Source organism: Polaromonas sp., from assembly GCF_030689685.1.
Lineage (GTDB): Bacteria > Pseudomonadota > Gammaproteobacteria > Burkholderiales > Burkholderiaceae_C > Polaromonas.
Window position 1 is genome coordinate 12,560 of the sequence record NZ_JAUYEY010000091.1, and the last position, 12,222, is coordinate 24,781.

The following is a 12,222-nucleotide window of genomic DNA, read 5'->3' on the forward strand; positions in this document are numbered from 1 at the left end:
GCGCCGCGAGTCGGTTTGGCGCGGGTTGAAGGGGCCAATGGCGCCTGCGGAAGAGCTTTGTCATGAAATCACGGTATATTGAGGCGTCAGACAGTTTGAGTCCGGTTTCCATGCGTTTTTACAATGTTGGAGGTTCGTTTGAAGGTCTTGAAGCTCTCAGCCCAGGGGTTGCCGCAATCGTGGATCAGCCTCGAACAAGCCGTGTTGCACTATGCCTCGGATGAAGTGCGCTGGGAGATGGGTGCGCGGGTGGCGACCTTTCATGGCGGGCACAACGCCATCACCGGTAACCAGTCCATCATCACGGTCAACAGCATCATCGGCACCAAGGGTGTGCCCAACATCAACCCCTTCAACCTCAAGCCCGGCCTGACCAACGGCAAGCTGTTTGCGCGTGACCGCAATGTGTGCGCCTACTGCGGCGACCATTTTCACGAAGAAGACCTGACGCGTGAACACATCATCCCGTTTGCACAAAACGGCATCGACACCTGGATGAACGTGGTCACCGCCTGCCGCGCCTGCAACCACCGCAAGAGTAGCCGCACACCCGAGCAAGCCAATATGCCGCTGCTGTACACGCCGTATGTGCCCAGCCTGTGGGAAGACTTCATTCTGCGCAACCGCCGCATCCTGGCCGACCAGATGGAGTTTTTGATGGCGCATGTGCCGAGGACTTCGCGGTTGTTGGTTTGATTTTTGACGGGCTGCTGCCCACACTCGCCTGCGACCGCTGCGGGCGTGCTGGTGATTGAAGTCCAGTTTGATAAAACGCTGAAACACATATCACATGAGCAAGATCACAGTTCGCCAGGCCGATATGTCTGATCTCGACGAACTTGCGGTGCTTTTCAGTCAATACCGGGAGTTTCAGGGCAAGGCCCCCGACCTGTTGGCGGCGCGCGATTTTCTTCAGGCCCGGCTCAACAATGACGAGTCCGCCATGTTCATTGCTCAGGAAGAACACTCTCCTGTCGGATTCGCGCAGGTGTATCCGAGCTTCTCATCGGTTGCCTTGGCGCGGATATTCATACTTAACGACCTCTTCGTGCCCGAATCAGGCAGGCGCAAGGGCGTCGCATCGCAGCTGCTGGCATTTGTCGAAAGTTATGCCTGGTCGCGTGACGCCGTACGGGTCACACTGAATGTCGACCGCAACAACGTGCAAGCGCAAGCGCTCTACGAGGCACGAGGCTGGAGTCTGGATCAGCAGTTCCGCATGTACCACTGCTTTCCCGGCGACCACCGCGTGGCCTGATCTTTTGCAGCGACCTTTTGAATAACCCAAGGCTCAATAGGTCAGCTCCAGCACCACCAAATGGTTCTCGGCCACAGGCCACGTCCGGCCGGTGATTTTTTCGCCGTTGAACTCTGCTGAAATCGGGCGCATGCCGTCAGTTGATGCTTGCACCGACTGGACACCACCACCGTTGATAGCGCACAACTACAGCCATCGTTCGTATCCTTGATCCGACTCGGGATGCCACGCTACAGATATTTCGTGACCGCGCCAGCAGGCCAAGGCGCCTTTACTCTGCCGTAGCAACGCGGTTTGGCCAATACGGGGCCGACCGCTGAAATAAGGCTGCGTGTGCTGCCGCACAGACGTCGGCAATATGCAGGCGTAATTTCAACGAGTCGAATTCCGAACTGTTGCGTCCGATGCGGCCGCAGCGTATCGTCCGATGGTGCCTGAGGGGTTTGGATTACGTAACCCCAATTCACTTGGACGAATGATGGCCTTTCGGCCTCATGCGCTCTTTGCCGAATAGTCCAATTCTCCATTTCACTAAGGAAAATCCATGAAAAATTTACTTGCCATCGCTGTTGGTACGGTGCCCCTGTTGACCACAGGCGTCTCTTTTGCACAGAGCGGAAACATGATGGGTGGCACGTGGGGCTACGGCTGGATGGGCGGCTACGGCGGCATATGGATGCCGATTTTGATGGTTGTCGTGGTTGCCGCTCTCGTGGTGTGGATCGTCAAGCAAAAGAAGTGATCGAGGTCGGGAAGTCGGCAGAGCACTGCAAAGCGTCTTCTCTGGGCCAAGGTATTGTTTGTCCATCACAAAGGTCAAGGTAACTTCATGTATTACATCGTTGAAACTGAAAAATCATTCGACCAAGCGTCAATAGACCTGGACTTAGCTGTTAAGGACCATGGCTTTGGGGTACTTCATGTTCACGACTTGGGGGCCACACTTCGCAGTAAGGGCATTGCATTTGATGAGGAGTGCAAGGTTTTTGAAGTCTGCAATCCGGCGCAAGCTGCCAAAGTTTTGGCCACCGATATGCGCCTGAACATGGCCTTGCCGTGTCGCATCTCGGTGTTTACCGACAAAGGCACAACGAAGATCGGTCTGATCAAACCAGTGCAAATGCTTTCGGCGCTGTCGCAGGATGCCGCGCTGGTTCAAGTGGCCAAAGAGGTTGAGGAAAAAACCATCCAGATGGTTGACGAGGCGAGGTAATCGCCGCCATCGCGAAAAGCGCCAAACCGCACCGCGAAGCGCGCTCAGTCCTGCCTATTGATCTTTTCCAAATACACGACAGTGATTTGGACGGCTCTCACCCTCGCCTTTGGGGAGAGGGGTGGGGTGAGGGATTGAGCGTTCCGACTGTCATGAGTTTTGAAACGCACAATAGCGCGCATCCTGCTTGATCAAGGTACGCCTGCGCCCGGCCAACCAAAATCTCAGTAAGTCAACTCCAGCACCACCACATGGTTGCTGGCGACAGGCCACGTCCGCCCGGTGATTTTTTCGCCGTTGAACTCTGCCGCAATCGGGCGCATGCCGTCTTGCGCGAGGTTGATCTTGGACGCTGAAACGCCGGCGCCTGAGGGCGGCACGCCGGGCAGCACGGTGTTTCCGTCAAAACGGAGGGTGTCGCGTTGCGCGTCGAAGTAGCCGCGTGGGCGGGTCAGGGTGATGCTGGATTTGGCGGTTTTGTCGGCCTCAGCCAGGCGTTCTGCGCGAAAGTTCACAAACTTGCTCGAGCGCGGGAAGGGGCTGCGGTAGATGTGGGTGGTGGCATAACCCGTGGCCTGAATCGCGAATTCGTATTGAACACCGGGCTGTGCGGTGAACGGGCCCCACAGGCCGTCGGTGCCCACGGTTTTGCTGTGGACGGCATTGCCGATGCGTGCGCCGGTGGCGGGGTCGGTGGCGAACACCATCAGTTGCGCGCCGGGCAGCGGCAGGTTGTTGGCATAGTTACCGGAGGCCGGATCGGTCGGGGTCAGGCCCAGACTGCTGATCTTGCCGTTGAGCACGATGGGCGCTTCCGGCTGGATGGCGAGGGTTTGCGGATTTTTGCCGGTGATGAAGCGGTAGGTGGCCTCAAAGGCGGCGGGCGAGAACGAGGTTTCGCGGTGATCGACGCGCGGCAGCACCATATTGGTAGCGCCCTTGAGCGCCGGGCCTTCGAAGGTCACATTGGTGGGTGTACCTTTCGCGCCTATCCACAGGCCATCCGGCTGGGCGAACTTGTCGTTGTTGTCCGAACGCAGGGTCAGCCATTTCACCGGGCCGGTGACTTCGTCGCCAGCCGCATTTTTCGGCGCATTGAGCGCGGTCAGGAAAGGCCCGGTGCCTGCAAACTCATTGACTTCGCGAAAGCCCTTGATGGCCCAGACGCCGTGATTCGGCGTGCCGCCCAGGATGGCGTGGCTCACCCGAGCCGCGCCGCCGCCATTGTAGATGTAGTTGCGAATCGCATTGCCGCCGCGCGAGTTGCCGACCAGCACGACCTGGCGGGCGCCGGTGGCCTGCAGCACCTTGTCCACCTCGGACTTGAGGAAGGCCATGTGGTCTGCCGTGGAGGTGCGGCCGGGCTGGGCCTTGCCGTCGTCGTCGCGCGCCAGCGGGTAGGGCAGGTCGATGGCGTGCAGGCGCGCGCGCGGCCACCCGTTGGACTCAAAGCGCCAGATGCTGGTCTGCCACAGCGCGGCGGTGTCGCCGTTGCCGTGCACAAAAACAATCGGCGGGTGCTGTTCGGGCGCGGGCGCGGTGGCGCAACCGGCGAGCGTCAGGCCGGCGGCAGCAATCACGAGAAGAAGGCGGCGTTGCATCATCATGGTTTTGTCTCCCAACAGTTGTAACAGTGACTAGTGACTATGCGGCATGTCCTTCGACAAGCTCAGGATAAACGGAGGTGCTCGCGGAGGCATCTCACTTCAAACAGGGGCTGCGGATCTGGCTCTGCCAGTCCGCAGGCGCAGCGGCCCCCTTGGGGGGCAGCGTAGTACGCGAAGCGACAAGCGTGGGGGCCACATCTCTAGGCGAAGACGCCCGCAGTGTCCTGCATGCGGGCCGAAACCTCGCCGAGGTGATGCAGCGAGTCGCCGAAACTCATCTCCATCTGCGTCAGTTTCTTGAAGTAGTGGCTGACGATGTATTCATCCGTCACGCCAATGCCGCCGTGCAGTTGCACCGCCTGCTGGCCGACAAAACGCATGGAGTTGCCCAACTGGTATTTGGCGCGCGCCATCGCGGCGCGGCGCTCTGCAGCCGGTGCGTTGAGCTTGAGCGAGGCGTAATAACTCATGGAGCGGGCCAGCTCCAGCTGCATCTTCATGTCGGCCACGCGGTGCCGCAGGGCCTGGAAGCTGCTGATCACCACACCAAACTGTTTGCGCGTGTTCATGTACTCGACGGTGATGGCCAGGGTCTTGTCCATCACGCCCACGGCTTCGGCGCAGGTGGCGGCGATGCCGATGTCTACCGCATGTTCGAGCGCGGTCAGGCCGTCCAGCGTGATCAGCGTGGCGGGTGCGTCCTGGAGCACCACGTCGGCGGCGCGGCCACCGTCCTGCGTGCCGTAGCCGCGGGTGCTGACACCGGTGGCCGTGTGTTCCACCAGAAACAGCGCGATCTTGCCCTTGGCCTGCGCCGGCACGATGAAGGCGTCGGCGTTGTCACCAGCGGGTACTACGGTTTTTGTAGCAGACAATGTCCAGCCAGCATGGGCTGAGGCCGCTTTTGCTTCGCAAACATCGAGCTGGTAGCGGGCAGCGCGCTCCTGCGACGCGAGCACCACCAGCGCGTCGCCGCTGGCAATTTTCGGCAACCAGGCGGCCTTGACATCTCCCGGCGCGTAGCTGGACAACACGCCGCTGGCGATCAGGGTCTGGGCAAAAGGCTCGGCCACAATGCCGCGGCCCAGTTCTTCCATCACCACCATGCCCTCAACCGGGCCCATGCCCAGGCCGTCGTTGGCTTCGGGAATGTAGAGGCCGCACAGGCCGAGTTCGGCGAGCTGGCCGTAGGCTTCGCGCGAAAAACCGCCGGCTTTGGCGATGCCGCGGCGGCGCTCCAAGTCATAGGCCTTGTCGACCCATTTGCGTACCGCGTCGCGCAACTGTTCCTGGTCGTCAGTGAAATCAAAATCCATGCGTACTCTCCAAAATGTGGCCGTTCACCCTGAGCTTGTCGAAGGGTATGTGATGTACGTGCAGGGCTTGGACAGGCTCAGCCCGAACGGCTCCGTTAACCCAGAACAAACTGCGACACAATGTTGCGCTGCACTTCATTGCTGCCACCATAAATTGTGGTCTTGCGCAGGTTGAAATAAGTCGAGGCCAGCGGCGCATTGGCAGCCACGCCGCCGGGGAAGTCGCCTTGCCAGCCGGCTTCCATGGCTTCTTCGATAAACGGCAGGCTGAAGGGGCCGGCCGCCAGCATCATGAGCTCGCTGTAGCGCTGCTGGATTTCGCTGCCGCGGATTTTCAGCAGGCCAGCGATGTCCAGCGAGTTCTTGCCGGATTTCTCTGCCGACAACACACGCAGCACCAACATTTCCAGGGCCATCACATCGACTTCGAGCTTGGCAATCTCGTCGCGGAAACGCCCGGCCGATGGGCCGTCCACAGCAGGGTCGTACACGCCTTCGGCTTTGGCGATGCGCTTGAGGCGCTCGAGCTCGCGCTTGGCACGGTTCACATCGGCAATGTTGGTGCGTTCGTGGCTGAGCAGGTGTTTGGCGTAGGTCCAGCCCTTGTTTTCTTCACCCACCAGGTTGTCCGCCGGCACTTCGACGTTGTCGAACCACACCTCATTGACCTCGGCCTCGCCGTCCAGCAGCACGATGGGCCGGACGGTGACGCCGGGCGACTTCATGTCGATCAGCAAAAAGGAAATGCCGGTTTGCGGCTTGCCTTCGGTACTGGTGCGCACCAGGCAGAAAATCCATTCGCCGTACTGGCCCAGCGTGGTCCAGGTTTTCTGGCCATTGACAATGTATTTGTCGCCCTGGCGTTCAGCCTTGCACTTCACGGATGCCAGATCCGAGCCTGAACCCGGCTCGCTGTAGCCCTGGCTCCACCACACCTCGCCGCTGGCAATGCCGGGCAGGAAACGTTTCTGCTGCTCGGGGCTGCCGAAAGCCATGATCACCGGCGCCACCATCACCGGGCCAAAGGGCACGACACGCGGCGCACCGGCCAGTGCACATTCTTCTTCAAACAAATGTTTTTGCACCGCGTTCCAGCCCGGGCCGCCAAACTCCTTGGGCCAGCCATGACCGAGCCAGCCTTTTTTGCCGAGGATTCTGGCCCAGCGCTGCATGTCGTCACGCGACAGGCGCAGGGCGTTGTGCACCTTGTGCGAGATGTCGGCCGGAAGGTTGGCACCCACCCAGGCGCGTATGTCTTCGCGGAATTTCTGTTCTTCAGGGGTGAAAGCTAGATCCATAAACGGCATGTCTCCAATCGGTTCGGTAACGTCGCATTTTTAGCACGGTCGTTCGGAATCTTATGTCCCAGTTGGGACAAATAGCGAGCGATTCCGCCTTGCAGAACCCCGACACGAAGTCGTCCTGGCCGTGCCGGGATAATCAGCACATCTTGCCGTCTTACCGCACCATCATCAGCGCCCTCAGTGTCGGCCAGATTCTTGTCTGGGCGGTTTTGTATTACGGTTTTTCCTCGTTTGTGCTGCCGATGCAGCGCGACATGGGCTGGAGCCAGCCCGACATCATGGGCGCCTTCACACTGGGCCTGATGGTCTGGGGCCTGGCCACCTATGCGGTCGGCGCAGCGATTGACTGCGGGCGTGGGCGCGATGTGCTGACCGGGGGGGCACTGCTGGGCGCGGCCGGCTGCGCGCTCTGGTCGCAGGCGCACAACCTGCCGCTGCTGTACCTGGCCTGGGCCCTGCTGGGGCTGGCCATGGCCATGACGCTGTACGAGCCGGCTTTCATGGAGATCACCAAACGCTTCCCCGAGCGTTACCGCCAGGGCATCACCACCATCACGTTGGTCGGTGGTTTTGCCAGCACGCTGTCGTTTCCGGCTGTGGCCTGGCTACAGGCTCGCCTGGGCTGGCGCCCTGCGCTGCTGGTGATGGCGCTGGCCCTGCTGTTGGTTGCGCCGCTGCATGCCTGGGTGTTGCGCGGAGCCTGGAAACGGCCACTGCCCCCCGGCGCCCCGCCAGTGGAAGCGGCGCAGGACCAGGCGACGCTGCGCCAGGCCATGCAGGGCAGCACCTTCTGGCTGCTGACCGCCGCCTTCACCTTCTATATCTTTGCGATTTCGACCATTTGGGCACACTTGATGCCGGCGTTTGAATCGCGCGGGCTGACACAGGCCGAGGCGGTGGCCGTGATGATCTGGTTCGGCCCGGCGCAGGTCGCAGGGCGATTTGCCTTTCTGTGGCTGGGCCGTTCGCTGAACCAGCGCGCGCTCGGGCTCACGGTGCTGGCGTTGTTTCCGGTGTCGCTGGCGCTGTTTGCGCTGGGCCGCCAGCCCATGGTGCTGCTTGCTTTTGCGGTGCTGTTCGGTGTGGCCAACGGCCTGATCACCATCGTGCGCAGCAACATCGTCCCCGACTTTTACGGCCGTGAAAACGTGGGCCGTATCGGCGGCGCCATGTCGGGCATCGCGCTGTGCACACGCGCGGCCGCGCCTTTCCTGACAGCCTGGGCGCTGTTCGGGCTGGGCGGCTACACCGGTCTGCTCTGGGGGCTGGTGGGCATGGGCGTGGCCTCCTTTGCGCTGTTTGCGCTGGCGCGGCGGCCAGCGCCTCGGTTGTGACCGCGACAATTCATCGCACGCTTTCCGCCCTATGCCCAACCCAAAAAACATCGTCATCCTGATTTCAGGCAGCGGCTCCAACATGGCCGCCATCGCCCAGGCCGCACAGCAGCAGGACTGGAAAAACCAGTTCGGCGCCAGCATCGCCGCCGTGATCAGCAACCGGCCCGACGCTCCGGGGCTGCGGCTGGCACAAGCGCTGGGCATAGCTACGCAGGTTCTCAGCCACAAGGATTTTGACTCGCGCGAAGCCTTTGATGCTGCGCTAATGCGGCTGATTGACGGCTACCAGCCCGCGCTGGTGGTGCTGGCCGGTTTCATGCGCATTCTCACGCCGGGTTTTGTCGGCCACTATGCCGGGCGATTGATCAACATCCATCCCTCGCTGCTGCCGGCCTTCACCGGGCTGAACACGCACCAGCGTGCCATCGAAGCCGGTTGCAAGCAGGCCGGTTGTACGGTGCACCAGGTGACGGCCGAACTTGACCACGGCCCCATTCTTGCGCAGGCGGCGGTGCCGGTGCTGCCAGATGACACGGCCGAGACGCTGGCCGCGCGGGTGCTGGTGCAGGAGCACCTGCTGTATCCGCTGGCCGTGCGCGGCTGGCTGCAAACTCAAGCTTGAACTGCTGAAGATACAAAAAGATACCCGAGTCGAGCGAACGGTTGAATCCAATCCCGGATGGGGTTCGTATTCAACACAGCCGTTGATATCCCCTCCTGGATGTCGGCTGATTGTTCAACTTCATCAAAAGGTATTCACATGCAAACGAAACACAAACTCGCTTCCATCGGTCTCGCGGTCATGCTGTCCATGACAGCGGCTTCTTCCTTCGCCCAGGTGATGGTCGGCGGCGCGCCCATGCTGGCTTCCAAAGACATCATCGACAACGCCGTCAACTCCAAGGACCACACCACCCTGGTTGCTGCCGTCAAGGCCGCCGGCTTGGTTGATACCCTGAAAAGCGCCGGTCCCTTCACCGTGTTTGCACCGGTCAACGCCGCCTTCGCAGCGCTGCCTGCTGGCACCGTGGACACGCTGCTCAAGCCTGAAAACAAGGGCATGCTGACTGGCATCCTGACCTACCACGTGGTGGCGGGCAAGATGGACGCCGCCGCGCTGACCAAAGCGATTGCCGACGGCAAGGGCTCTGCATCCCTGAAAACCGTGGCCGGCGGTACGCTGACGGCCAAGGCCATGGGCGGCAAGGTCATGGTGACGGATGAAAAAGGCGGCTCGTCTACCGTGACGATTGCTGATGTGTACCAGTCCAACGGCGTGATCCACGTGGTTGACAAGGTGCTGCTGCCTAAATAATTTCTGGTGGCCTCACGGGTTGAGGCCAGCCTGAAATAAAAAAGCCCCCGCTCGGTTTGCGCCGCGCGGGGGCTTTTGTTTGCCTGCCGGACTACCGCAACTGGAGTTGGTGCAGCGCCGCCTTGACGATGCTGGCCGCATCCACGCCAAAAAATCCACGCAGTGCGGCGCGCGTGTCGCTGCGGCCAAAGCCGTCGGTGCCCAGCGTCAGGTAGCTGCGGCCGGGCGGCAGGAAGGCGCGAATGCTTTCGGGCACGGCGCGCACGTAGTCGGTGGCGGCGATGATGGGGCCTTCGCTGGCGTTCAGTTGTTGCGCGATGAAGGTTTCCGGCGCAGTTTCACCGGCGAGCGCGCGCTGCTGGCAGGCCGCGCCGTCACGTGCGAGTTCGCTCCAGCTTGTCACGCTGAAAACCGTCGCTTCAATCCCTTGTGCGGCCAGTTGCTGCGCCGCCTTGATCACCTCGGTCAAAATGGCGCCCGAACCCATCAGTGTGATTTTTTCAAGCTTTTTAGGGCGTTGGCCCATATCCAGTGGACGTAAGTAGCTATTAAATTGATAGCATCCACGAATGATGTCGGCCTCCGTACCGGGCCGCAAATCCGGCTGGGCGTAGTTCTCGTTCATCAGCGTGACGTAGTAAAACACGTCCTGCTGCGCCACCATCATCTCGCGTATGCCCTGGTCGATGATGACCGCCAGTTCGCAGGCAAACGCAGGGTCGTAAGCCTTGCAGTTCGGAATCGTCGCGGCCACCAGGTGGCTGGAGCCGTCCTGGTGCTGCAGGCCTTCGCCGCCCAGCGTGGTGCGGCCCGAGGTGGCGCCCAGCAAAAAGCCGCGTGCGCGCTGGTCGGCGGCGGCCCAGATCTGGTCGCCGACACGCTGGAAGCCGAACATGGAGTAGTAAATGTAGAAGGGCAGCATCGCCAGCCCGTGCACGCTGTAGCTGGTGGCGGCCGCCGTCCAACTCGCCAGCGCGCCGGCTTCGCTGATGCCTTCTTCCAGGATCTGGCCGTCCAGCGCCTCGCGGTAGCTGAGCACCGACCCAATGTCTTCAGGTGCGTACTTCTGGCCGACGCTGGAATAAATGCCCACCTGCTTGAACAGATTGGCCATGCCGAAGGTGCGCGCTTCGTCAGCGACGATGGGCACGATCTTCGGCCCCAGCGCCGGGTCTTTGAGCAGACCGCCTAGCATGCGCACAAAAGCCATGGTGGTGCTCATCTCCTTGCCGTCGGCCGTCAGCGCGAACTGCGCGTAGGCGGGCAGGGCGGGTACGGCCACCACATCGGCCAGCGTTTCGCGTTTGGGCAGGTAGCCGCCGAGTGCCTGGCGCCGGGCATGCAGGTACTGCATCTCTGCGCTGTCGGCAGCGGGTTTGTAGAAGCTGAGGCTGGTCGCCTGCTCGTCGGACAGCGGCAGGTTGAAGCGGTTGCGGAATTCGATCAGGTCACCGCCGTCGAACTTCTTCTGCGAATGCGTGGTCATCTTGCCCTGGCCGGCGCTGCCCATGCCATAGCCTTTTTTGGTGTGCGCCAGGATCACTGTCGGCTGGCCGCTATGGTTCGCTGCTGCGGCATAGGCGGCGTGAATTTTTACCAGGTCATGGCCGCCGCGTTTGAGCCGGTCGATCTGTTCGTCGCTCATGCCCTGCGCCAGCCGTGCGAGTTCTTCGTTCTGGCCGAAGAAGTTGTCGCGGTTGAAGCGACCGTCTTTCGCGGCAAAGGTCTGCATCTGGCCATCGACCGTGTGGGCAAAGGCCTGCGTCAAGGCGCCGGTCAAGTCGCGTGCAAACAGGCCGTCCCAGTCGCTGCCCCAGACCAGTTTGATGACCTTCCAGCCGGCGCCCGCGAACAGTTTTTCCAGCTCGTCGATGATGCGGCCGTTGCCGCGCACCGGGCCATCAAGACGCTGCAGGTTGCAGTTGACGACCCAGACCAGGTTGTCCAGGCCTTCACGCGCGGCCAGGGTCAATGCGCTCATCGATTCCGGCTCGTCCATCTCGCCGTCGCCGAACACGCCCCATACTTTTCGTCCGGTGCAGTCGAGCAAGCGCCGGTGCGTGAGGTAGTGCATGAAACGCGCGTGGTAAATCGAGCTGATGGGACCGATCCCCATGGAGCCGGTCGGGAACTGCCAGAAGTCAGGCATCAGGTAGGGGTGCGGGTAGCTGGACAGACCTTGCGCGCCTTGACCGGGCGCCGACAGTTCCTGCCGGTAAAAGCCCAGATCCTTCTCGTCGAGCCGGCCTTCCAGGTAAGCGCGGGCATACACGCCGGGTGCACTGTGTGGCTGGAAAAACACCAGGTCGCCGCGGTGCTGGCCCGCGCCGAGACCTTCGCGGGCACGGAAAAAATGGTTGAAGCCGGTTTCGAACAGGTCGGCCGCGCTGGCATAACTGGCGATGTGGCCGCCGAGCTCGGCCGAGCCGCCGGATTCCGCCTGGTTGGCGCGCACCACCATGGCCAGTGCGTTCCAGCGCATCAGCGAGGCCAGGCGTTCCTCGATGGCCAGGTCGCCGGGGAACACCGGCTGCTCGTTGACGCTGATGCTGTTGACGTAGGGCGTGGACAGCTCGGGCCTCCAGCCCACCCGCTGCTCGCGTGCGAGCCGCGCGAGTTCGTCGAGAACAAAACGTGCGCGCTCAGGGCCCTGCGCCGCCGTCAGCGCGGTGAAGGCTTCGCGCCATTCAGCGGTTTCCTGGGGGTCGGTGTCGGGCTGTGAGGGAGTGGGCATGTCGTGCAGAAGGGTGTGCAGTGGCAGGGGTGCGTTCATGGCCTCAATATACGGACGGAGCTGCAGCATGAGTGACCGAGATGCGTCATTTTTATCATCTATGAAGCATAAAATGCTTCAAATAGGGGATTTCGCAAA

At 61.5% G+C, this 12,222-nt stretch carries 11 protein-coding genes; 7 read left to right on the forward strand and 4 right to left on the reverse strand.

What is annotated here, in order from left to right; genetic code table 11:
- Window positions 1-138 precede the first annotated feature (138 nt).
- The 4 genes from Q8O29_RS18980 to Q8O29_RS18995 all read left to right on the forward strand — a co-directional run bounded on the left by Q8O29_RS18980 (window position 139) and on the right by Q8O29_RS18995 (window position 2,471).
- Window positions 139-696 (forward strand): HNH endonuclease, encoded by a 558-nt coding sequence (locus tag Q8O29_RS18980; RefSeq protein ID WP_305565667.1) that lies wholly within the window; start codon window positions 139-141, stop codon window positions 694-696.
- Window positions 697-790: 94 nt separating this feature from the next.
- On the forward strand, window positions 791-1,258 hold the full coding sequence (locus Q8O29_RS18985; RefSeq protein WP_305565669.1) for a GNAT family N-acetyltransferase: 468 nt from the start codon (window positions 791-793) through the stop codon (window positions 1,256-1,258).
- A 544-nt stretch (window positions 1,259-1,802) separates the two neighbouring features.
- Window positions 1,803-2,000: a hypothetical protein gene (locus tag Q8O29_RS18990; RefSeq protein ID WP_305565671.1), complete on the forward strand. Its 198-nt coding sequence runs from the start codon at window positions 1,803-1,805 to the stop codon at window positions 1,998-2,000.
- An 87-nt stretch (window positions 2,001-2,087) separates the two neighbouring features.
- A complete protein-coding gene (locus Q8O29_RS18995; RefSeq protein WP_305565673.1) occupies window positions 2,088-2,471 on the forward strand; it encodes a DUF302 domain-containing protein in 384 nt (127 codons plus the stop codon).
- A 224-nt stretch (window positions 2,472-2,695) separates the two neighbouring features.
- On the opposite strand, the gene Q8O29_RS19000 is transcribed toward Q8O29_RS18995, so the two are convergent.
- The 3 genes from Q8O29_RS19000 to Q8O29_RS19010 form a co-directional block, all read right to left on the reverse strand.
- Entirely contained in the window at window positions 2,696-4,075 is a 1,380-nt protein-coding gene (locus tag Q8O29_RS19000; protein ID WP_371134283.1) for an alpha/beta fold hydrolase, read from the reverse strand.
- A 203-nt stretch (window positions 4,076-4,278) separates the two neighbouring features.
- Complete coding sequence (locus Q8O29_RS19005; protein ID WP_305565677.1) at window positions 4,279-5,394, reverse strand: acyl-CoA dehydrogenase family protein; 1,116 nt, start codon at window positions 5,392-5,394, stop codon at window positions 4,279-4,281.
- Window positions 5,395-5,489: 95 nt separating this feature from the next.
- On the reverse strand, window positions 5,490-6,692 hold the full coding sequence (locus Q8O29_RS19010; protein ID WP_305565679.1) for an acyl-CoA dehydrogenase family protein: 1,203 nt from the start codon (window positions 6,690-6,692) through the stop codon (window positions 5,490-5,492).
- 152 nt (window positions 6,693-6,844) lie between these two features.
- On the opposite strand from Q8O29_RS19010, the gene Q8O29_RS19015 reads away from it, so the two are divergent.
- From Q8O29_RS19015 to Q8O29_RS19025, 3 genes are all read left to right on the forward strand, one after another.
- Window positions 6,845-8,032, forward strand: coding sequence for an MFS transporter (locus tag Q8O29_RS19015; RefSeq protein WP_305565681.1), 1,188 nt, complete (start codon window positions 6,845-6,847; stop codon window positions 8,030-8,032).
- 31 nt (window positions 8,033-8,063) lie between these two features.
- Window positions 8,064-8,657, forward strand: a complete 594-nt coding sequence (purN, locus tag Q8O29_RS19020; RefSeq protein ID WP_305565684.1) for a phosphoribosylglycinamide formyltransferase — start codon at window positions 8,064-8,066, stop codon at window positions 8,655-8,657.
- A 138-nt stretch (window positions 8,658-8,795) separates the two neighbouring features.
- Window positions 8,796-9,350 carry a fasciclin domain-containing protein gene (locus Q8O29_RS19025; RefSeq protein WP_305565686.1) on the forward strand — a complete coding sequence of 185 codons (555 nt, stop codon included), beginning with the start codon at window positions 8,796-8,798 and terminating at the stop codon, window positions 9,348-9,350.
- Between the two features lie 91 nt (window positions 9,351-9,441).
- Here the strand turns inward: Q8O29_RS19025 and mdeB are convergent, their stop codons facing one another.
- The gene (gene mdeB / locus Q8O29_RS19030) at window positions 9,442-12,123 is read right to left on the reverse strand and encodes an alpha-ketoglutarate dehydrogenase (protein WP_305565688.1); all 2,682 of its coding nucleotides are present in this window, start codon (window positions 12,121-12,123) and stop codon (window positions 9,442-9,444) included.
- Window positions 12,124-12,222: the final 99 nt, after the last annotated feature.

Excerpts from the sequence above, each read along its gene's own strand:
- Q8O29_RS18985 (WP_305565669.1), top strand. The coding sequence starts at position 791 with ATGAGCAAGATCACAGTTCGCCAGGCCGATATGTCTGATCTCGACGAA.
- Q8O29_RS18990 (WP_305565671.1), top strand. The coding sequence starts at position 1,803 with ATGAAAAATTTACTTGCCATCGCTGTTGGTACGGTGCCCCTGTTGACC.
- Q8O29_RS18995 (WP_305565673.1), top strand. The coding sequence starts at position 2,088 with ATGTATTACATCGTTGAAACTGAAAAATCATTCGACCAAGCGTCAATA.
- Q8O29_RS19000 (WP_371134283.1), bottom strand. The coding sequence starts at position 4,075 with ATGATGCAACGCCGCCTTCTTCTCGTGATTGCTGCCGCCGGCCTGACG.
- Q8O29_RS19005 (WP_305565677.1), bottom strand. The coding sequence starts at position 5,394 with ATGGATTTTGATTTCACTGACGACCAGGAACAGTTGCGCGACGCGGTA.
- Q8O29_RS19010 (WP_305565679.1), bottom strand. The coding sequence starts at position 6,692 with ATGGATCTAGCTTTCACCCCTGAAGAACAGAAATTCCGCGAAGACATA.
- purN (WP_305565684.1), top strand. The coding sequence starts at position 8,064 with ATGCCCAACCCAAAAAACATCGTCATCCTGATTTCAGGCAGCGGCTCC.
- Q8O29_RS19025 (WP_305565686.1), top strand. The coding sequence starts at position 8,796 with ATGCAAACGAAACACAAACTCGCTTCCATCGGTCTCGCGGTCATGCTG.
- mdeB (WP_305565688.1), bottom strand. The coding sequence starts at position 12,123 with ATGAACGCACCCCTGCCACTGCACACCCTTCTGCACGACATGCCCACT.